The following is a 20,782-nucleotide window of genomic DNA, read 5'->3' on the forward strand; positions in this document are numbered from 1 at the left end:
CTCATTCAGGAATAAATATGCGCCAGATTCTGGTAATACTTTGGGTCGGCCTGATGGCGGTCGGCCAGGCCGCCGAGGCCCGCGGCAGGGAGCCCTGTTCAGGCGGCAAGGGCGGGGTGTCGCACTGCAGCGGCAGCAAGTTCGTCTGCAAGGATGGGACGATCAGCAAGTCCACAAAGACTTGTTCATCGTAGTTCCAGGACTCATCTATACCTACCGTACGGGCTGGCGACATGAGCTATGAGCGTGGCGAAAGACCATTGCAGGTCTATCTCGATAGTAGTGATTTTTCGGTGCTCTCAGATGAGAGGGCCGACGCAGCAAGGTATCGTGAAGTTGAACGCAGGCTATTGGCCTGGCAGCAATCTGGGGAAATTCAACTTAGATACAGCTATGCTCATGTTATAGAGGCAGCGCCTGTAGCCCCATCAGACTTGGAGATGGCGCGACGGCGCCTCGTCTGCATTCAGCGGCTGTGCGGCAAGAACTGCTTTCAGGATCCGTTCTCCGTGTTTGAACTCGAACTTCGCTCGGCCGTCGGCGAGATCGAGGCTTTCGATGCATTAGATCTTCATCGATCCGATGGAAGCTGGATGCCGGAGTTTGCTGATGCGGTCGGGGAACTACCATCTCTCTCCGCCTTGATTCGGGAGGATCTGGACGCGAAGCATATGAACCGGTCTGCTCGGCGCAAGGCAGAGCAGATTTACTTCGACAGCAAAGGCGCGTTCCGGCGCGCGGCACTGCCAAAAGTTAGTGCATTCGCAGAAGCCGTGGTTCGGCAAGCAGCTGAACTATATCCTTTGAACTCAAGCGCACTTAGCGAATTTGGCCGATACCTGCGACAAGGTAACGGGTCTAAGGAGAACTTGATTCGCGGAATAAAGGCGTCGTTGAGCGATTTGGAGTGCTTCTCGGATTGGTACAAGAAGCAGTGGGAGCACACTGCGCCTTTGTCACGGAAGCTTCGTGATTCCGGGGAAATATTGCGCCATACCCTACAAGGCTGTGCGGATACAATAGGCAGCCTCTGTGATAGTCACATGGCCGACGGTGGTTCACCAAAGTTTATCGAAGACCAGTTTCGAGAAATCTTCGCTCGCACAGTGGAAAGCGTTCCGAACAACCTTGCACGCAAAATGGCGAGCGCGCTTTCCATGCCATCGGTCGATGCGTTGGTTTGCTCGTGGGACAAAACCAAGGCGTTGATGACGACGACGTTGATCGCGTGTCAGTTGGGTAAGCTCACCGCACTCGTACCAAAGACAAGGCGACCACCTAAAGTCAGTGACTTGGGAGATATTTTGCATGCGACATATCTGCCGTACGTGGACATCTTTCGAGCAGACGGCTTCGTTGCAAACGCGGTCTCCTCCGCAAAGCTTCCTGGGGGGGCAATAGTTGTTCCCAAACTCGTGGCTCTTCCTGACGCGATTGAGCGGTTACTGACGAAAAAGAGCTAGGCCACGAAACCTGGGAGAAAGCCAAGTCGTAACGGGGCAGCGTTGGCGGATAGCACGGATTCTCGCAGGTGGATTCCGGCCGGACGATCACTTCCTTCGCGAACGCTTAAATTCAGCCTCCGCTCTGTCCCGCTCGCTGTCCAGGTAGGAGGCAACATCCCGGATGTCGGCATACATTTTCGTGCCCAACTTGTGCAGCGGCACGGGGAACGTGCCGGCGGACGATAGCTTGTAGCCCCAGCTCTTCGTCAATGCCAAGGCTTCGCAGGTCTGGTCGAAATCGAGCAAAACCGCCCGACCAGAAGATACAGCGCGCTTACCATGCTCATTCCTTCCCTCCAATCCGCCATACCCAGCGCGTCAATTCGATAAGCGTCGTAGACCAAGCGCGCCGGCGTCCTTCCAGGGGCCACATGCCAGGCTAGAGTCGACGACCATGTTCCGGCGGGCAGCGGCCCACAAGAGAATTTCGTTCACTTCCAACTGTGGATTCAACCGTGGAACCGATGAATTCTCACTATTCCGCCACCGAACAAGGGGCGTCGCAAGGCCTACAAGCCCCGCCTCTCTCCTAAGCTTGCTTACGCGACCTGCCGATCGTCTCTCGCATCGGAGTCGAGGATGAGTTTTTTATTCTTCAGGAGCTGGCGACGCAGCGTCAATGCAATGCCCGTCGCGTTGCTGCGCAGAAGCGTGCGCCTAGCACGCTCACCTAAGTCTTCAGTATCGAAACAATCTACCGAATGATCGTTTTTTGGCAATGTGTACGATTGAGCAATCAGAGCGTCGCGCTATCTGTGGACGAGTGCGAGTCGCCTCTTGGGGCCTCACTAAGTACCTTCATCCGCCTGGGAATCGGATCAATTTCTGCAGCGACCCTATTCCCCCATTCCGCCCAACGTATCAAGCTGTCAGCATGGACGTCACCATCCGCCGAGCCCGCTACAACGACTGCTGAGACATAGTCCCGAATCTGTCGAGTTTGCATCCATCTAGACGCCTCTTCTTGGAGTTCCTCCCTGCGTGCCGCCTCCTGTTTCTCTGCTTCGATCCGCTGCTTGCGCTTCTCCTCTTGCTCGGCCAGCGCTTCTAGGCGGGTAATCTCTTGCTTCTTGTACTCGGCCAACTTCAGATCCAACTTCTCCTTCTGAGCCGTAGCACCCTTCAGCGTCTTCACAATCCGACCAATAATCTGCTCAATTTGATTCTCGAGCGGGCTGTCGGGGGCATCCGAAAATCGACAGTTCGCGCTGTAAGGCCCGCTGCAAAGGAACCTCAGATTTCCCGTGAGAACGTCCTTTGGCCATCTGCTTGGCGGGTCTGGCTCGGATCGTACGGACTCAAATAGCCGCGCCCACATCTGAATCCCCCATCCGGAAACATACGAACGTTCGTGGGAGACATTGAACTCAAGCCCAGATACCTCGCCGCTTCTGATGATGCTTTCCCAGATCAGAAGCGCGCGGTCTTTTTGCTCAGGAGAGACTGTGCAGTTCAATGCGTTGCTGCTTCTGTATAGCCTGAGCCTTCCCCGATTAAGGAAGTGCGACGAGTTACGTGACGCCGGATCCAGTAGCCTCTTGGTCAGGGCAACCAGGGGGTGCAGACGTTCTAGACGCGTCGCCTGAATTACGACCACCTGTAGGGGGGCGGGCGAGGGAGAATTTGTGGCCTTGGGTACTTGAATGGACTGTGGACCAATGAACTCGGGAAGACCCGGGCGAGACATCTGCTTGCCCGCCCGCACTTTCTCCCAGTATCCACTGGATGGACAAGGCACCGCGAGCCGCTTGCAGGCCTGCCGGAACTCTCGGTAAGCGATACCGAGATCGGATGCGACCTTTGTCATGGGCTTGGACCAAACCAGTTCGTACAGATCCTGCCTTGCCAGCGTTACCAGCGCGTCCGCCATTCGCGGCTCCGGAGAAGAAATGGCTCTCCAGTGTAATGCGGCAGTTAGCTCGTTGCCTCACGTTTCGCTCATTGCGCGATCCCGCCTTGTCGCGGAACAAGCGGGGCGATCGGGCCGGCTACCCATGCTAGGGCTTGAGGCCGCAATCCTCGGAGGCCCTCCGGGACTACCGGCTGCTACAGCCGCACATAGCATTTCTCACACTCCCAGGCCGCCGCTGGGTTCGCGTGGCCGCAGCAGTAGCATTGCTGCTTCCGCTCCTTGATCGGTAGCGAATGAGCATCCGCAGGCGATGCCGCGGCGCCAGCACCATGGCCTTCGTCGAGAGTAGCGGTGATCGGCTGGCTTGCCTCAGAGAGCGTCATGTAATTCCCATTTGCGTGCGCCCACTTTGGAGCGCGGTTAGATTTCGATGGTTGATTGCCGCCCGTCGCGGGTTGGCCCGGCTTGAGCCAGGAGAGGCCCCGCTTACACTTCGTCGGCAAAATGCGGGTGTTTCTGCCCACCGCCCGCTGGGGCTGGCTTTCATGTATTGCGCTGCTTGTCGTGGTCGGAAAATGGGTGCGCCAAGAGGTGCAACAGGTCTAGCCGCACCGTCGCTCCTTCGTCCGCGTACAGCGGCTCCAGTTCGTTCCGGCAAGCCTTGATCACGTCCCAAGGATCAAGTTCGAAGCCAAAGCCAGCAGCAACACCATCGGACCTGAGTTCGCCCGTGCTGCGTATCAGATCTGGGATCCGCAACTGAAATTGCCCCCAATGGCCATCGTCCCGCAGGGGGGACGTGACCGCTTCCCATCCGATGCATGTCGCGGCCAGGCGCGCCCTTTCGTTCATTGCCTCAGGAGACCAGTCGAACCGTTGAGTCCAATCCAGTGCTCTCAGTCGCCTCAGGATCTCGTCGGTGGGTAGAGTCACCTGGGCGTTGGAGCTGTTACCCTCGCCCGCCGCGTTGTTACCCTGCGCCGTTTGGGTAACGGATTTGTTACCCTCTTTTGTTACCTTGGCCGCTTGGGTAACAGTTGGGGTAACGACTTTCGTCGGCGCTTTTTGCACGGGCGAGCCACCGCGGCGAAGGCGGCGCATGCGCTCTTCAGTTGCTTCGACATCGACAAAATTCCCTTGCAGGACAAGCCTTCCCTCGGCTTTCCACTTCGTCACGGTCTTGCGCGAGACGTTGCACATGAGCGCGAATTCAGCTTGCTTCACGAGCGCCATAGATTTTCCCTATTGTTACCTTTCCGGAGTTTGTTACCCAAGTTTGGAGGTTCATAGCTGGGCGGATTCCGCGCGTCGTCGCTCCCGCATTACAGGGAGGGCCAGGAGGGATCCGGGCAACCATGGGTGTCACTCCGGTCATTTCTTGGCCGCCAGGAACGCCAGCTCGTGACTGAGGATCTTCGGGTACTTCTCACGGATCTTCGCCATGATTGCCTTCTCGACAGTGTCATTGGCCAGCGACTGAGGGATGGACGGCCCGAGCAGCTCCTTGATTGGCAGGTTGACCCGGACAGTCTTGCCCCCGATGCGCTGCCTAGCTCCTTTCACACGAGCCAGGCCGGTGCGTTCGAACACGGCTCGATGGCCGCTTCGGGTTGTCGCGATGAACGCGTGTCGCAGGATCTGACGGCCGTTCTTGACCTGCACGCTGACGCCGCTCTTCGTCTGCTTGGCGCCATAGTTGATGAGGCCGATACGCTCGCCAGTGGCGATAAGCCGCACCACCAGGTTGCCGTTCGTAGCCCGCTTGATGCGGAAGCTCTTGCGGATGGCGGATGCCTTGATGTTGTAGCCCTCGGCCCGAACGTTCTTCACTGCCTCTGTACGGGCCTGCTCGGCGGTCTTGTTCAGCGCCCGGGCAATAGCCTTCGTCTGATTGGCGACGAAGCGGTCAAGGGAAGCTGTGATGCCCTTGGTATCGAACCTAACGTCCAGTTCAATCATGGCCATCTCCTCATTGGAACGTGCATTGCGGGGGCGTCCACTCGAACACATCGACGGTCGGCGGATCGCCGGGCTCGCCGGCAAGCAGTTCGTCAACAAGCGAGCCGATGGCGTCGTCCGGGGTCTCTCGCAGATGCGCAAACAACCCGAACCACATGCCGATCAAACCGCTCGGCCGCTTCAGCAGGACGATTGCGGACCGGGACATATCCCCGGCCTTATCGGTCAAGACGCACTCGACTACATGCGGCGTCGTACTGTCATCGGTGACGCCTGAGGCTACAAAGTCGGCCTCATCGCCGGTAACGCCAAGGCTTCCCAACGCTGCCTGCGCGGTTGCGAAGTCGCACACGTAGATTGCTGGGTAGTACTGAACGACATCGATTATGGATTTGCTCTCTGAGCACTCGGGGTGGATCGGCTTGTTCATAACGTGCGTTGGGGAGCCCGCTCGGGGCGGGCTGTGGCTCGTTTGGTTAATGCGAGATGATGGTTATCTCTCTATTTTCCAGTTAATTACCGTTGCGCCAGTAGGCGCCGCCAGATTTATCGTGAATGAGCCCGCCGCTGGCACAATGCTTCTTATCGATGCTGTTGCGTCGTTGGTTGCAACCATCGCGGAAATTCGGCTACTGGCGCTCACTAAGTTGTTTGTCACCACGATTGAAGTTGCGCCAGCCCCAACCGAACAGCGCCCCGCCATGGTGTTACAGGTCACATTACCAACCACGCCGGACAAGTCCATTGAAACAGGTGGGATTAACCATAGGCTAGGTTCTGCAATATCGAACACAAGTGTGCCGGCTTGTTTTGCGAATACACTCACTTGAACGGAACAGGACGTTATGGCGTCAGTTGTAATCGATGTACCGCCGCCGTTGATCGTGTCTGAAAACGACATGGGCGGCCCCATCAGCAACTCCTGCGACAGATTAGCCGCGGCGAATACTCCGGACGTATCCAGATAATAGGCACTTCCGCCAAACGAATACTTTACATTCGTTGGGTCGGACACCGCTGCGCGAATGTTCATTCCGCTGACGATTGGCTGCCCCGACTCCACATCGATAACAGCCGAAGGAATCCACATGTCTGACGGGCGAATGCGTGTGCCCGCCGCGAATGTATCTGTAGCCAGAATGCCGAAGTTGCCTGCCGCGCTGAATGTCACCGTGCATTGCAACTGGTTTCCTGGGCCATATGGATTGGCCTTCAGCAAGAAGGCCCAGGTGCAATTACTAGACGTGGATATTGACCATGCGCCAGGCAGGCTAGTCTGCCCAACCACCCCTGGTATTGCGGTGTTACTGAATGCATTCCTTGAAATGCTTAGGCCGCCCGACGGATTATCCAACGGCGACGAGGATCGCGGCGTTACCACATTGCTGAAGATTAGGCGATTCTTGATCGCCGCCATAACTGCCGATGCGATGGCGCGCGCATAGATGTAGTTCGGATGAACGCCGTCATAACTCCAGCCCGCTACCAGTGTGTAATCCGGTGCAGCCGCAATGCTGTAGCTATCCACCAGGATATGAGATGGGAAGAGTCGGGAAAAATTGGCATTCACCCATTTAACATACTTAATGTGCTCGGCTTGCCTGGCCGTTGTGTAATTAATGGCGCTGCTGCCGTATGGGGTAGAGTTAAGTTCCACGCAAACAATGCCGGCCTCAGCCAAAGCCCGCCAAAATTGCATTTTTTGGGCGATAACATAGTCCGCAGTATATGAACCGGAATAAAGATCATTCACATCACAGATGTCAAAGACCACCTGAGGGCGCGGACTAGCGGCAAGAATGGCCGGTAATTGGACCGTCAGCAAGTGCGCCGTTTTTTGCCCGGACAAGGCGGTCACCGGATACGCTGCGAGTGCGCCACCAGCTAGCGCCGTCAGTTGCTTGAAAAAGCCATTGTGATAGGCAACCGCACATCCTTGCCCGTTACCTGTGATGAATCCGGCGAAGGATGCCCGAGAATCTCCGGCCACTCCCACCAAACCAGAAACCACGGCGCCCCCACTTGCCCTGATGATTCCAGACATCGGCATGGTCAAGCCTCCCGAGCGGTGAAAGTCTGGCCGGTCGTCGCACCGATGATGCTGATAGCGGACGGCGAGGCGAAGGACGCTGGCGACTCATAGAGCGCGCCGGCAGGGACCTGGATACTCGGGCTAGCCGCCAAGGCGGTACTGCCGATCTCATTGACCCACAGGTCCCCACTCGAAGTGTTCTGGATCGACCAGGCACGCCGCGCTGCGTTGGCCGGCATGAGCTGCTGGGCGGTGCCGCCTACGGCAATCGAACCGCTGCGATCCGTCGGCGTGATGCAGGCCGGAACGGACTGTGTCAGAAGGTCTGCCGGATTCCCATTCTTGGCACCCGCATGCGCCACCCCTGCAGTCCCGTTCGCCACTACCGTGAACGAACCCGAGGTGATCGCCATCATCCGCACACGCACCCTCGCCGCGCCGCCGACCGTGACGTTGTAGCTGCCGGCGGCGTTGGCCGTCGTGCCGCCAGCAGCCCCAGGCACCTTCGGGTAGGCCTTCACGGCATACCAGTTGGTCCCGTCTGAGGTACCCTCGAAAGCGACCGTCGCGCCTACGGGCGTGCCGGCCAGCGCGAAGTCGACCGAGCCAAGGGAATCGGTGGCGAGCGTGACGGCATCGTTGAGCGCCTGCAGCGTGCCACCGACGGATTGATTCGGTGCACCGGCCGGGAAGAATACTGTGGTCGTCATGTCTTAGAAGCTCCGCACAAAGGCGCCCCAGTAGCCGAGGCCACTGGCGTCGATGAAATACATGGCCGGCGCGCTGCCCTTGGTCTCGTCAGCGGTGACCATGACCAGGCGCGGCAGGGTGACCTGGCCGGCTGCCAGTGCCGCGGACAGCGCGGCGAAGGTGGGGTAGTACGGGGAGGCCGCTGCGGCGCCCCGGGTGACCTTCTTCTCCGCGCCGGACTGCGCACCATAGAGGATGTCGGCGTCCGAGAGCGCGCCGGCTGCATCGAAGTCCTTGAGTTGCTTTCCAATTGCCATGTCTAGTTCCCCGGAAGGTCGGCTGAATCCGCGGCGGCCATCATGGCGCGTCCAATATCCATTTCGGCGGCCTGGCGCTGCGCTTCCTTCCATGTCCGAATGCCACTTGAGTCGCCCTTGATGGTGTACGGCTCTTTCAACGCTTCCTCCATGGTCTTGCGCGGTACGGGTGGCTCCTCCACTTCTAGCGGCCGCTCGGTTCGCCCACCTGGGCCATCCCATGCACCTTTTCGGACATAGGGCTTCGGCCGCTTCGCTAGCGGCACATAGGCCCGATGCGCACGGAGAGCGTTCAATGCGGCATTGACGGGTGCGAGCACCGCCGCAATCTGTTCGTCGACGTCGCGCTCGGCCAGCAGGTTGACGCCGATATTCCTGCTATACGACACGGCGGATCCTATAAATCCCACAGGGTCCGGTAGGTAGGCAGCGACAAAGAAGTCATTGAACTGGCTTAAGCCAAACGCACGAGCCTTGCGCAGTACGGCCAAAACCGGCTTCACGGCTTCCCGCAACTCCACACCGATTTGTGCCTTGAGGTCTTCTCCAAACATTAACACTTCAAGGTTCAAGGTCCGTCCCGCGTCCTCGATTGCCGCGTCGAGCTCCGGTGCTCTCGCTTCAAGCGCAGCGACTCGGGTATGCGCGCGGCGAATTGCTACCTCCTTGGTGCTCAGTTTCCCGCTAAGGTCCTCGATGTGCCGCTCGAGTCGGCCCACCTCTGCTTCAGAGGCGAGGACGATGTCAGCTTCAGCCGTGCCTAATTCCCCGCGCAGGCATTCAGCCTCCTGCTCAAGCGATGCGATGTGTCCTGGAACCTCGTTCACGGCTTCGTCCAGCGTTTTGCGGCGCCCCAACGCGTCGTGGACAGCCTGAATGGCGGCCTGCATTTCGGAGGAGAGCACGTACGGCGCCGGCTCGGCTGCCTTCGCGGCTCTGGGCACTTCGGTCTTGCGATTCGTCATATGAACCTCTGGTGGTAAGGGGTTGCGTCGATTGATCCTTCGCTGCAGGCTCGCTGAAAAGCCGCCACTTCGGACGCGCTGAGCCGGCCTAGGTAAGAGTACGGATCTCTTCCAGGCCGTAAGGCAGGTTCCCTAGCTGATCGCCTCATACTGGGTGGCGTAGTTGCCTTCCGCGCGACTTGTTGAGTCGTGGGCGGCCGGGATTTTTTTTCGGCGGCGGCTCCGCGAGTCCGAGAAATTTCAGCAGGGGCGTCTTTCTCCTTGCGCCTGTCCCCATAGGAGGACAGGCCTAGGAGATGGGCGATGCGGTGTCTCCAGTTCACGATGCTTATGCCCCCAGTGCGCGGCGAAGCGCCCCGACGTTGAATCGTGGGGTGCGTCCGAACCGCTTCGGCTCCGGGAGATCCCCCGCCTGGACGCGACGTGCGATCGTCGCGCGCGACATGTCGAGCAATGCCCCGACCGTGGAGGTGTCTACGTACGCTTCATCTGGAAGGGAGCCAAACTGGGCGAGCGTCCGCGGGATTCCGCTTGGGGTGGGGCAGCGAGCCATGGGTTAGCCTCCATACGAAGAGCTGACGCAGGCTGCAACAGAAGGGGCGTCAGGGCTTCACACAATTCAAATGGTTGCGTATGAAGCAGCCTGAGCACAGCTTAGACATTTGGCGCGAAATCAGGGGGCGCAGCGGGGACAAACTATTAAAGAGAGATACCGCCGTTGTCCTCGCTACGCCGCCAGATTTTCGAGAGCGTATTCCGAGGGACAGGATAATCTGGGCAGTTCACTGCAGCGATGAATGACAGCGCAGCATGCTGCGGTTTGTCCAGGAAACGATTGAGGCCGGCAACGGCGCGACGATAGTTCTTTTGGGCCAGCTCTGGCGAGGCATAGTGCTTGGTCTCGACCTTCGCAGTTGGGTCTATCAGTTCGAGCATGCGGTCAAGTGCACTGAGACCCGTCAGCAGCTCGCGCACTTGCCCAGTGAGATCCCGGTACGCCTGAACCGCCCCTGGGCCGGAGGCGGCTGCATCAGCCGCGTACCTCTGCAACGCTTCATAGCTGAGTGAAGCCCTCAATTCCGAAGTATGCTTGCGGCTGGCATTGTTCCGGCGCCTTTCCTCCCCCGCGTCAACGTCTCGACGACCCAAGATTCCGGGATATGGTTCAGCGCGCGGCGCATCTGGAATACTCAAAAACAGGCTGATTAGTGCGTCTTCGCTGAGGGCCGCTCGCTCAATCTTCGACCAGGCGCGCTCAAGTTCCCCGACGCCCGCTGAATCCCTCATCCAGTAGTCGACGAAGCGTTGCGCGCGATCATAGCGAGCATGCGAGCACGGAAGTCCGGCGAGCCATGAGACAACAGCGGCCGGCAGCGCGCCAACTGGCGCTAGGGATTTGTGTTTAGTCATTCTCGACCTCTAGTCCAATTTGGCTCTGCGCCGCCCGCTGTGCCGGCCAACTCGGCCAGGAGTCGCCGCCGCACCTCGGTGGCACGTGTCTGGGAACAGCCGAGGAATTTCCGGATGGCAGCAACGGTGGGCCGCAGTTCCCCGCGGCGTACGGCATCAGCCAAGGCATCGGGTTGCTGCGCTGGCTGCGCTACGGTGGCAGGTGGCTCCGGTACTACCGATGCGCCCGGTACCGTGACTGGGGCGTTACTGGAGGTGGTGACTGCCCGGTACCGCCACCACAGCAGGCTCCCAACGAGCTCCAGCGTGGCAGCACTGAGGCCGGCAAGGGTGAGCGCGATGGCATCCGGAGTCAGCCCCAATAGTGCAGCCACCCGGCTGGCAACCGGATCGGTCGCGGCTGCGCTCTCTGCCGCCCGTTGCAGTGTCGTTGCAGCAACGGCCTCGGACTGGAGCGCAATCCGCCGCCGAGCCTCCTGCTCCTCCGCCTCGAGCGCAACCACCTGCGCCTCCAAACCCAGCAGGCGGGATCGTTGCGCCAAGCAATCAGGACAGCGCGTTACAACCACCCGCAGGCGCTCGGCGTCCGCCATCACCCGGGCGCGGTCGGCAGCCACCTGGGTCAACGGGCGCGCAACGATGCCGGACGCATGATCGAGGATCGGCACCGGTGCCAGCTCAGCGGCGCGCAACACGCCGGCATGGCGCTCGGCCGCGGAGAAGAATGCCAAGTGCCCCCAACACACGGAGATCAGACAGGCACCCCATAGCACCCAGCCAGCCCGAACGGCGCCCCCTGAGCCTCCCCGACACAGAGCCGGCAGCACGTGAGCAGATAGGGTCAGCAACACAGCAAGGGCGGCGAACAGAGCGCGCTCAATCGGAAGGCCCGCCCGCTGCCAGGCCCCCGCTACAGACAAACCCACCGCCACAATCGTGCATGAGCTCGCCAGGATCAAGATCGGCTGTCTCATCGCGCCCTCCTTCGTTCGAGGCCCCATGCTGATCTCCGTTAAATCGGCGGTGCCCCGCCGCAAAGCATGTACACGCACTCTCACTACCCATCTGTGGATAACTGCGCAGAGAGTGGAAGGTTATCCACAGCCCCGCCAGACGAAAGGGTGCAATCTGACGCATGAATTTGGGGTCGCGGCCTAACCCCACCTCTTTTGGCACCCGTTCATGCTCTGAATTGCACCCTTTCACATGACCACCCCACATCACACAACCGTGATGACTCCCAGTCAAAACCATCGGTTCAGATGGCTTATCTAGAGGGTCACCGTCTGGCGGTATAAGGGGCGCGCCAAACTACCCCCGATTGCACCGTCTGGCGGTGCAATCCTTCATGCCGCTACACCGTCGCACGGTGCAATAGATCGTCTGCCTACACCGTGAGACGGTATAAGCGATACGTTTTTTACGCGCTTTTCCGCGTTGTATGCGCCCCTTTCGAAGCCCTTCTCCGCTCCGGCGTCAAATCCATCGAGCTTGCTCAGTGCCATCCAGGTAACGGCGTACCAACTTGCACGGTTTGGCCTATGCCCCTTGCACGTTTCAAAGATCAGTCCGGCATCCAGCAGCTCGCCCTTGGCTCGCGTGATCGTGTCATTGCTCGTCCAGCCTCGGGGTTTCAGATAAGCAAGCGTCACGATCATGCGGCCGTTGTCGTTACCGCGGTACTGACGCGCAATCTCCATCAAGAGCGAGCGTGCCGGGTGCGACAACCCTTGGTAGGCGGGACTGTCTAGTACCGCCCACGGGATCGCACAAAACGCGCCGGCATCCCGGTCTGAGGATCTATAGCGCTTACCTCGCGCCATAGCTACGCTCCCAGGAACTGCCAGAAGGCAGCAGCAATGCGTCGCAGAGCGGCGCGGCGGCGGTTGTAGTACCTACTTGCGCAGTAGCCACCGAGGGCACTGCGGCGGACGTGAGGAAAGATCTTCATCTTCAATCCTCCAACGCCGCGAGCAGGACCCTCGCCAGAGCCGCAGCGGTCTCGCGGCGCGATTCCCGGAACCGGCCGCCAAACCTGTAGTCGATGTCGCCATTTGCGAGAAGACTGATCGTGATGGCGTTGCCCTGCAGAGGCGTAGTTGAGCGTCGCTCCTGATCGAGCTGACGCCGGCGCGCCGCGAGGCTTACAGCGCCCGCGGGGCGGCCGCGTCGGGCGTCGTTCTTGACCGGTTCGCGGTCAAAGGCCGGATGGGAGAGGACCGCTGCCAGTGCCTTATCCATGGCGCACCTCCCGGCCGCTTACGACGAAGGGATGCACTTGGCAGAGCATTGGGCGTTCGATCTCATACGCCTTCTCAATGTCGGGCGCACTCTGCTTCAGTACTCGACAGGCCAATTCAGGGTCGGCGGCGTATATACCCTCTAGAGAAATCCCCCAAGTGCCATCTCCTCGATCCTCGATGATCATCCGATCACGTGCAAGGAAGATATTTAAAGTGACGCGCTTGGTTAGCTCCTGGTCCGCCTGCTCGGCTTTTGCCCGTCGCTCTGCCAGCTCCCGATCGACTCGCGCGTGAGTCTCGGCCAGCTTCCGATCAAACAGTATTCGCCGGATGTTAGAGATAGACTTCGGGCGCCGGCCGGGGCCGCGAGTCTGGACAACTGGTTGCTGTACGAGCTGGGGGAACGCGAGGACTTTAGCCACGGGCCACCCCCTTCACTGCCAGTTGCTGCAATTCTGCGTTGAGCCGATCGAATGCCTGGCGCAGCTCGGTCTTGCATTGCTCGGACAGCGAATCAAACGCATCGCCGTCAGGGTCGAACATGAATCCGGCCAGGCCGGTCATTTGCCGCAGGACGACAGAAAATTGATCGGGGTTGGGCTGCCCGGGGCGAGGGGGGACTACGCCTTGTCGATCTCGATCGTTGCTCCGACGGAGCGCATCCGCGTAAGGACGCGCTCTATCGTCTCCGCATCCAGCTCTAAGCGAGCCATCGCGAAAAACAGCAGATGCGGGCTCACCTCGCGCGGAGTCTCGCCGCCGGTGTACTTGCGCCATTGACGGCCGCCCTGCACCCCAAACAGCTCTGCCATTTGCGCACTGCTCAATTTCAGTTCCTGCTTGAGGTTCTCCAGGTCGTCCGGAGTCGGTGGGATATATCTCATTGGGCGTGGGACGGTCGAGCACCGCCCGGGATGGGTGCGTCATGGTAGGGATCCTCTCGGCTGTGGTGGGCCGCGTAAATTCGCAGCCGCTGATGCATACGATAGGACCATTGGTCCTATTTGGCAAGCACTTTCTGAGGAATCCCATCAGCGCCTTTTCTGCGGATCGATCGCCTGGCCAGCTAGCAGCAAACCCTGCGCCACTTCGACTACCTGAGACGGCCTCAACATCACGCCCTTGGCGCTGGGTGCATACTCGCCGTCCTGGCCGACGAACCACACGCGCAAGTCGACATACTCGAGCCCCTTGAATGTCTTGACCTGTACGCGTAGACGCTCGCGGCTGTTCCGCTGAATTTCCAGGAATCCGAGTGGGGCAGCAGCCCCGTTTGCCGGCCGTGCGGCGGATGAATGATCGGCCCTGGGCTCAGGGAGCTTGTTCGTTTTGGCCTCGTCATCGTGCGCTGCTTTCTTCTTTTCTGCGCTCACGGGTTAGCCCTCCATCCCGGCCAGCGCGGCCACGGCGTCCCAAGTGTCCAGGTACGGCGCATGGCCGATCATGGAGAGGGAGAGAAACAAACCCACCACGTGCAGGAACGCGCGGGCCTCTCCACGGTGCAGGCCGCCCAGCCTCACCAATTGCACATGGAGGGCGCCGGGGGCGAAATCGGCCAGATTGCAGGCACGCTCCTCGTGGTCACGAAGGAACGACAGTGCGGCCTCGGCGCCGGCGCGATGTGCCGGCTGCAGGTGAGGGGCTGACAGGGCGCTCATGCCGGCACCTCGGCACGGTAGTTCACCGGGTCTGCCAGCCAGGCGTGAACATCCGAGTTTCGGTAGACCGTGCAGCGCGCGCTCAATCGGATCGGCGTCGGTGCCTTGCCATCTCGCACGAGCTGACGCCACTTCTCGCGGCCCAATGGGATATAGGGCTTCAGCTGCTCGAAGCGGGAAACGCCATCCCTGGGTAGTTTTGCCCCGTCGTGAAGGGCATGGGCATCGCTAGCCATCGGTAGTCCTTTATAGCCCTATGTGGGCGCTTGGGTTTCGATGGCTGAAGCGTAAGGAAGGCAACTGATGGCAAGCAATGCGCAACAGTTGCTCTATGTCTGGCGCGGCTCTCCGGGTAGTTGCAGCAACTTGCGTGGCAACTTAAGGCAAGTTGCCACCGGGGTCAGTTGCGCATCCAGGAAACGTTTGCTGGCTTTTTTTCAAGTTCCTCCGCCTCTTTGCAAAGCTTGCTGATGTGCTGTCGACTACAACCGTGCTTGGCAGCTAGGAGCTGATGCGTAGCGCTGGGCAGTTTAGACTCCGCTAGGAGCTGTAGTTTTTCCTCGGTGGTCCACACCTTGCGTCGTTTTCGCAGCGACTCACTGCCGTTCGCCCCCTCACTGCCAGGCGGCACGCGAACTGAAGTGCCTGCGACTTGCTGCTCGAGCTGCGAGGAGGCTTCGTCAATGAGTGCCTGCAGGTCATCAGACCGAATGAGTAGCTCTGCCAGTCTTGGATGTTCTGTTTCCGGCTGGAAATGCAGCGCATGCGCGGAATCACTTGGCGCGCCAGGTCTGCGTTTGACGATCCGAAGTAGAGATTCTCCGTCGTTCTCGCGAACGAGCATGCCATTGAGCAGTACAACCTCTGCCTGCGCCTCCCCGGGGACGACAAGGGTGTCAAGGCGCGGCATGACAACTAGGCGATGGCGTTCCGTCAAGACAACTACCGGCGCTCCTAGAAACGACGCCAACGTCTCGTGATCTCGCAGCATGAAATGGATCTGCTCATCGCCTGGGCATTCCGGGGGGGCCATTGTCGACGCCTTCTGCGCGGGTGTTAGCGGATAGTGGCATGCCGGATAGACTGTCTGCGCGTATCGCCCATGAAGGTTCCACCAGGCCGGTATCTCGCCGGTGCTGATTCCCTCTACAACGTCATCCTCTGAGATCGTGTCGCCCGTGCAGCGGCTGATCGCTTCAGCGGCCTGCGCGACCGTGTACCACTGTTTGAGCTTTGAAAGACTCTTCATGCGCACCCTCATACGCAATGCCCTTATGGAGGAGGCCGCGCCAGCGGGGTAAGGGAACCCCATTTCGATCCGTCGATCTAGGCGCGGCGTGATTAGACTAACATTTTCGCTGGTGCTGTACCAATTCGATGAAAACTGCCCGGACTTGACTTTGTAGTTCAGAGGGTCTCTCAAGTAGGCGTGTATCTCGCTGTTCTTCCATACGGTGCAGCGGGCTGACAGTGCCACGGGCTTTGGCGCCCGGTCGGTGAGGCAGAGCTTGCGCCAGGTCTCGCGCGATACCCCAACGAATGGGGCGATTTGCTTCCAGCGAGAATGTCCGTCGCACGGGAGAGTGTTGATTTGCCCATGCATGTCATTCTTCCGCTGAGGTCAGTGCTTCGCGGCCATAGACCCGCGCGACCCATCTGCCACGACCATCCCCATGCCCGAGGTAAGTGGAGACTGCCGACGCAGCTGCTGAGGCTGGAACGCCCGCTGCTTTCATCTGTTCAAGGTGCGTGGTGGCATATGCGTACCGCAAGCTGTGCGGGGCGCACTGTCCCACCATGCCGAGTTTCCGGATGACATAGTGGTAGCGATTCATCGCCTGGGCGAGACTCGGCTTTTGAATCAGGACGCCCCTGCGCTCATCGCACAAGGCAATGGCTCTGCGGATTACGCCTAGCGCACGCATGCGGTCAAGCGGCGGGCTTCGTCGCGATCTGCCGCCCTTCGTGCCGCGGACTATTTCGGCAAACCCATCCGTCAGCGGATTTGCCAGGATCCGTTCCCAGCCACTCAGCGACTCTGGAGACATGATGGCCTCCTGGGCACGACACCCAAACTCGAACTCCAGCTCGAGCACGGCGGCCACGCCTGCGTCCAAGCTTCGCGCGGCAGCCAGGTAGATCTCAAATACGCTCCCTGGCATCGGCCTCTTGGTTCCGTCGCGGCTGGCTCCGACAACACCCAGCTTGGCATTGCTCATCTTGTTGGCGAATGGCCGGCGGTTGATGCCCTCTAGCGCCGTGCGCGCATGCGCCAGGTTATTCGCGATCGTGCGCGCCGATAGGCTTCTGGACCGCATGGCATCGGCCCAGGCAGACAGATGCTTCTCCTTCAACTGACCAGTCAGGTGCAGCTGGTACCCCGCGCCCCAAAGGAAGCACGCGAATCGCGCCAACGCCTGTTCTCGGCCCTTGGCAGTGAGGTTTGCCTGTTTGCCACGCGCTCGGCGCGCGGCACGGCACAGGTCAGCCGTTAGTGAATTCTGGGACATGCACACTCCAACTAGCCAGGTTAGAAGCTCGAGCTCGGATGCCCTCCGAAAACTCACGAAGAAGACGGCGCAATGCGCCGCGGAGAGCAGCAAAGGGAGAGCACGAGCCTCAGTCTGGTGAGGTCAGGAGTGTTCTGAGCCGGCAAGCCGACTCAGCCAGCGAGATCCAGCAGCCCCGAATTGGGGGCGCCGGTCGTCGCCGGAGATCACTTCTCTCCGATTGCTTTCGTGAGTTGGCTTGTCGATCGACACGGGGCGCCAAACCCGTAGCCGCGAAACTGCTGGCCTCCAAGCGGAGAGCAAATTACGAGGAAGGGTGTGGCGTCGAGATGGGACGCGAACCGGCGCATGAAACGGGTAGCGAACGGCTGCCTGGTGGAAGTGTGACTGCGGGCCGAAATGAGAGTAGTGCAGGAAACTGCGGGAATTGCTGGCTGGGAATGGCTGAAGCAATGCGGACTCGATAGCGGAGCTACCACGCGCGCATTGAAGGCGAGACGATCAGGTCTGCGCAGCCCGGCCCCATGGCGGGGCGGGAATTTCTAGGGATGGCTGCCAAACTTCACAGCGATGTCGATGCCTCTTCGAGGCGAAATGTGATGCTGATGATAAGCGCCAGTTTTATGGATTGCAAGCGCCTCAGGCGGCCGTATGGCGACGATTAATCTGCGCGCGCCCCTTTGAACTGCATCACTTTGCGAAATGGCCCGCAACCCGTTTGGTGTGCACCGTTGATCAGTGGCGTCACTCTGTACAAACCCAGCGGGTACCGCGTATCTCCACACGCGTCAGGCCGCCTGTCCAAAGTTGCCAACGACGATTTTTCGGCCTTCCTCAATCTGAGTCTCCACGAAATCGGCCCAGAGCTGAAGGATGCGTTTGCGCTCGCCGGCATACTCAGCCCGGTTATACACACCCTTGATGCCCTTGATTTCATGCGCAAGCGCCTTCTCGATGGCGTCGGAAGGTAGCCCCATTTCATGCAGATGGGTGGATGCCGTGCGCCGGAAGTCGTGCAAGACAAAGTGCTCCATATCGAGTCCCAAGGACTTCACGGCGGTATTGAGCGTGGGTTTCGCTATCGGGGCTTCCAAGCGTCCGCGGGAAGATGGGAACACGTAGACGCTTCCGCCGATCGTGCGCAGCTCTCGCAGGATCTCCACTGCCTGCCTGGACAGATAAACCCAGTGCTCCTTTCCCATCTTCATGGAGCCGCCCGGGATACGCCATACCGGACTCTCCAAATCGAATTGTTCCCACTTGGCTTCAATCAACTCGGACTTGCGTACCATCGTCAGCACCAGGAGGTGCAGCGCCAGCTTTAGCGGCCGGCGGATGTCTGAGGCGTAGACGGCACGCAACATCGTCCCGATCTCAGCAGGCGACAGCACACGCGTGCGGCTTTCTTGGGTCGCGATGAAACGAGCTGCCAGCGAGAGCGCTGGATTGGTCGTGGCCATCTGACGCGCAATGGCGTACTCGTACAGACGCTTGACGACATTTCTGGTGGTAAGTGCCATCTTAGGCGCCCCACGGCCCTTGATGCGGTCGCAGATGGCAAGCACGTCTCCCGGCGTCACGTCCGCCAGGCGCTTGTTGCCTATCGCTGGAAGCACATCCTTTTCCATGGCGCGACGGGTCGTGCGACGGTAGCTCTCAGACTTGGTATCTATCTCTGCCGCGAGCCAGATCTCGGAGAAATCGCTGAGCGTATCCACCACCTTGACGGCCCCCCGGTCCTGCCTCGCATCGGCGACGGGCGAAACGCCCTGCGCCACGATCTCCACGTACTTGCGCGCACGCTCCCGCGCGGCCATGAGGCCCACCGCTGGGTAATCGCCGATGGTCAGCAAAGGTTGCTGCTTTCCATGCAGGGAGTAACGAAAGCGCCATATTTTTGACCCCGACGGCATGATTTCAAGCACGAGGCCACCCCCGTCAGAAACGAAGCGGCGCACGGAGGCGGGCTTGAGCGCTTTGATGCGTGTGTCGTTAAGGGGAGTGGCGGTGCGCGGCATTTTTAGTACACAAGGTTTGAGGTGGTCTCGGATGTGTACTTTAGTGTGTACTAAAAAATCGTGGCAGTCGATGGGCGTACTTGGGCATCCGTGGGCGATTTTTCATTGATTTTTCTGGCCTCTAGGGGAATCGGTGGGCAACCTTGGGAAACCATGGGCAAAGGCCTACTTGCCAATACAAAACCGCGTAAAAATCGTTCCCAGCAGATCATCGCTGCTGAACTCGCCGGTGATGCTGTTGAGATGGTCCTGCGCCAGGCGCAGTTCTTCGGCGAACAGGTCCAGCGCCTGCGCTTCTTGCGCCGCGCGCTCTTCGGCCAGGTCCAGGTGCGATTGCGCGTTGCGCAGCGCGGTGAGGTGCCGCTCGCGCGCGAGGAAGGTGCCTTCGTTGCCGGATTGCCAGCCCACCAGCCGCAGCAACTGGCCGCGCAGCAGGTCGATGCCAGCGCCGGTGCGTGCTGATATCCATACCTCGGCCGGGTTCGGGCCGATGGCGGCCACCACGTGCGGACGATCCGCGCCGAAGTGGCGCTCGCCTACCTTGGGCGCCAGGTCGATCTTGTTGACCACGCGCAGGATTGGCGAGCCCGGCGGCAGGTGGCCGGAGAGGCGGTCGTCGATGGCGTCGTCGATCTCCGACAAGCCGTGTTCGACGTAGTCGGCCGCGTCCACCAGGTGCAGCACCAGGTCGGCGCGGCCCACGGCTTCCCAGGTGCGCTCGATGCCGATGCGCTCGACTTCGTCGGTGGCGTCTTCGCGCAGGCCGGCGGTGTCGATGATATGCAGCGGGATGCCTTCGATCTGGATGGTCTCGCGCACGCGGTCGCGCGTGGTGCCGGGAATCGGCGTGACGATGGCGAGTTCCGCGCCGGCCAGCGCGTTGAGCAGCGACGACTTGCCCACATTGGGCTGGCCCGCCAGCACCACCGACAAGCCCTCGCGCAGCAGCGAGCCCTGCTTGGCCTGCGCCAGCACGCCACCCAGCGCATCACGGATATTGGCCAGCTGGCCGCGCGCGTTGGACGCTTCGAGGAAGTCGATCTCTTCCTCGGGGAAATCCAGCGTGGCTTCCACCAGCATGCGCAGATGGATCACCTGCTCCACCAGCGCGCGGATGGCGTCGGAGAACACGCCCTCCATGGAGCGCGCGGCCGAGCGCGCGGCGGCTTCGGTGCTGGCCTCGATCAGGTCGGCCACGGCTTCCGCCTGGGCCAGGTCGAGTTTGTCATTCAGGAAGGCGCGGCGCGTGAACTCGCCGGGCTCGGCCACGCGCAGGCCCATCTCGCGGCCGGCATCCAGGCAGCGCGCCAGCAGCATCTGCATCACCACCGGGCCGCCGTGGCCCTGCAGCTCCAGCACTTCTTCGCCGGTGTACGAGTGCGGCGCGGGGAAGTACAGCGCCAGGCCATGGTCGATCGCCTTGCCGTGCGCATCCAGGAACGGCAGGTAGGTGGCGTGGCGGGCTTTCAGCGCCTGGCCACACACGGCCTGCGCAATCGCGCTCACGTCGGGGCCGGACACGCGCACCACGCCGATGCCGCCGCGCCCGGGCGCGGTAGCAATGGCGGCGATGGGCGTGGCGCGAGCGGAGCGAGGCTGGAGGGAGTGGGTTGCGGTCATGGC

Annotated in this window: 25 protein-coding genes; 2 read left to right on the forward strand and 23 right to left on the reverse strand. The window is 60.4% G+C overall.

The window, feature by feature from the left end; genetic code table 11:
• Nucleotides 1–17: 17 nt before the first annotated feature.
• Nucleotides 18–194, forward strand: a complete 177-nt coding sequence (locus AC07XB_RS06565) for a YdcA family protein (RefSeq protein WP_492827538.1) — start codon at nt 18–20, stop codon at nt 192–194.
• 39 nt (nt 195–233) lie between these two features.
• Entirely contained in the window at nt 234–1,463 is a 1,230-nt protein-coding gene (locus AC07XB_RS06570; protein WP_492827536.1) for a hypothetical protein, read from the forward strand.
• An 87-nt stretch (nt 1,464–1,550) separates the two neighbouring features.
• On the opposite strand, the gene AC07XB_RS06575 is transcribed toward AC07XB_RS06570, so the two are convergent.
• The 23 genes from AC07XB_RS06575 to mnmE all read right to left on the reverse strand — a co-directional run bounded on the left by AC07XB_RS06575 (nt 1,551) and on the right by mnmE (nt 20,779).
• Nucleotides 1,551–1,751, reverse strand: coding sequence for a hypothetical protein (locus AC07XB_RS06575; protein WP_492827534.1), 201 nt, complete (start codon nt 1,749–1,751; stop codon nt 1,551–1,553).
• Nucleotides 1,752–2,241: 490 nt separating this feature from the next.
• Entirely contained in the window at nt 2,242–3,375 is a 1,134-nt protein-coding gene (locus AC07XB_RS06580; RefSeq protein ID WP_492827532.1) for an ATP synthase subunit B family protein, read from the reverse strand.
• A 525-nt stretch (nt 3,376–3,900) separates the two neighbouring features.
• Nucleotides 3,901–4,590, reverse strand: a complete 690-nt coding sequence (locus AC07XB_RS06585; protein WP_492827530.1) for a hypothetical protein — start codon at nt 4,588–4,590, stop codon at nt 3,901–3,903.
• Nucleotides 4,591–4,728: 138 nt separating this feature from the next.
• A complete protein-coding gene (locus AC07XB_RS06590; RefSeq protein ID WP_492827528.1) occupies nt 4,729–5,316 on the reverse strand; it encodes a phage tail protein in 588 nt (195 codons plus the stop codon).
• Between the two features lie 10 nt (nt 5,317–5,326).
• Nucleotides 5,327–5,746: a hypothetical protein gene (locus AC07XB_RS06595; protein WP_492827526.1), complete on the reverse strand. Its 420-nt coding sequence runs from the start codon at nt 5,744–5,746 to the stop codon at nt 5,327–5,329.
• 63 nt (nt 5,747–5,809) lie between these two features.
• Nucleotides 5,810–7,366, reverse strand: coding sequence for an SGNH/GDSL hydrolase family protein (locus AC07XB_RS06600; protein WP_492827524.1), 1,557 nt, complete (start codon nt 7,364–7,366; stop codon nt 5,810–5,812).
• A 2-nt stretch (nt 7,367–7,368) separates the two neighbouring features.
• Entirely contained in the window at nt 7,369–8,058 is a 690-nt protein-coding gene (locus AC07XB_RS06605) for a hypothetical protein (RefSeq protein ID WP_492827522.1), read from the reverse strand.
• Nucleotides 8,059–8,061: 3 nt separating this feature from the next.
• Entirely contained in the window at nt 8,062–8,355 is a 294-nt protein-coding gene (locus AC07XB_RS06610; protein ID WP_492827520.1) for a hypothetical protein, read from the reverse strand.
• A 2-nt stretch (nt 8,356–8,357) separates the two neighbouring features.
• On the reverse strand, nt 8,358–9,320 hold the full coding sequence (locus AC07XB_RS06615) for a hypothetical protein (RefSeq protein WP_492827518.1): 963 nt from the start codon (nt 9,318–9,320) through the stop codon (nt 8,358–8,360).
• A 699-nt stretch (nt 9,321–10,019) separates the two neighbouring features.
• Nucleotides 10,020–10,730: a hypothetical protein gene (locus AC07XB_RS06620; protein WP_492827516.1), complete on the reverse strand. Its 711-nt coding sequence runs from the start codon at nt 10,728–10,730 to the stop codon at nt 10,020–10,022.
• The gene (locus tag AC07XB_RS06625) at nt 10,727–11,461 is read right to left on the reverse strand and encodes a hypothetical protein (protein ID WP_492827514.1); all 735 of its coding nucleotides are present in this window, start codon (nt 11,459–11,461) and stop codon (nt 10,727–10,729) included. The genes AC07XB_RS06620 and AC07XB_RS06625 overlap by 4 nt, the downstream gene beginning before the upstream one ends.
• Before the next feature lie 615 nt (nt 11,462–12,076).
• A complete protein-coding gene (locus AC07XB_RS06630) occupies nt 12,077–12,430 on the reverse strand; it encodes a hypothetical protein (protein WP_492827512.1) in 354 nt (117 codons plus the stop codon).
• Between the two features lie 253 nt (nt 12,431–12,683).
• Nucleotides 12,684–12,971, reverse strand: coding sequence for a hypothetical protein (locus tag AC07XB_RS06635; protein WP_492827510.1), 288 nt, complete (start codon nt 12,969–12,971; stop codon nt 12,684–12,686).
• Nucleotides 12,964–13,395, reverse strand: coding sequence for a hypothetical protein (locus tag AC07XB_RS06640; RefSeq protein WP_492827509.1), 432 nt, complete (start codon nt 13,393–13,395; stop codon nt 12,964–12,966). Before AC07XB_RS06640 ends, AC07XB_RS06635 begins: the two co-directional genes overlap by 8 nt.
• Nucleotides 13,388–13,537 (reverse strand): hypothetical protein, encoded by a 150-nt coding sequence (locus AC07XB_RS06645; protein ID WP_492827508.1) that lies wholly within the window; start codon nt 13,535–13,537, stop codon nt 13,388–13,390. The genes AC07XB_RS06640 and AC07XB_RS06645 overlap by 8 nt, the downstream gene beginning before the upstream one ends.
• Nucleotides 13,538–13,593: 56 nt before the next feature.
• Nucleotides 13,594–13,857, reverse strand: coding sequence for an XRE family transcriptional regulator (locus tag AC07XB_RS06650; protein WP_492827506.1), 264 nt, complete (start codon nt 13,855–13,857; stop codon nt 13,594–13,596).
• Between the two features lie 147 nt (nt 13,858–14,004).
• Complete coding sequence (locus AC07XB_RS06655) at nt 14,005–14,346, reverse strand: transcriptional coactivator p15/PC4 family protein (RefSeq protein ID WP_492827504.1); 342 nt, start codon at nt 14,344–14,346, stop codon at nt 14,005–14,007.
• Nucleotides 14,347–14,349: 3 nt separating this feature from the next.
• The gene (locus AC07XB_RS06660; RefSeq protein ID WP_492827502.1) at nt 14,350–14,631 is read right to left on the reverse strand and encodes a hypothetical protein; all 282 of its coding nucleotides are present in this window, start codon (nt 14,629–14,631) and stop codon (nt 14,350–14,352) included.
• On the reverse strand, nt 14,628–14,867 hold the full coding sequence (locus AC07XB_RS06665) for a helix-turn-helix transcriptional regulator (protein ID WP_492827500.1): 240 nt from the start codon (nt 14,865–14,867) through the stop codon (nt 14,628–14,630). Before AC07XB_RS06665 ends, AC07XB_RS06660 begins: the two co-directional genes overlap by 4 nt.
• Nucleotides 14,868–15,031: 164 nt before the next feature.
• Nucleotides 15,032–15,880, reverse strand: coding sequence for a transposase (locus AC07XB_RS06670; RefSeq protein WP_492827497.1), 849 nt, complete (start codon nt 15,878–15,880; stop codon nt 15,032–15,034).
• A 355-nt stretch (nt 15,881–16,235) separates the two neighbouring features.
• Nucleotides 16,236–17,141, reverse strand: a complete 906-nt coding sequence (locus AC07XB_RS06675) for an integrase domain-containing protein (protein ID WP_492827495.1) — start codon at nt 17,139–17,141, stop codon at nt 16,236–16,238.
• A gap of 788 nt (nt 17,142–17,929) precedes the next feature.
• Nucleotides 17,930–19,159 carry a tyrosine-type recombinase/integrase gene (locus tag AC07XB_RS06680; protein WP_492827493.1) on the reverse strand — a complete coding sequence of 410 codons (1,230 nt, stop codon included), beginning with the start codon at nt 19,157–19,159 and terminating at the stop codon, nt 17,930–17,932.
• Nucleotides 19,160–19,324: 165 nt separating this feature from the next.
• Nucleotides 19,325–20,779, reverse strand: a complete 1,455-nt coding sequence (gene mnmE / locus AC07XB_RS06685; RefSeq protein WP_492827643.1) for a tRNA uridine-5-carboxymethylaminomethyl(34) synthesis GTPase MnmE — start codon at nt 20,777–20,779, stop codon at nt 19,325–19,327.
• Nucleotides 20,780–20,782: the final 3 nt, after the last annotated feature.

Source organism: Cupriavidus sp. GW821-FHT02F09, from assembly GCF_059421605.1.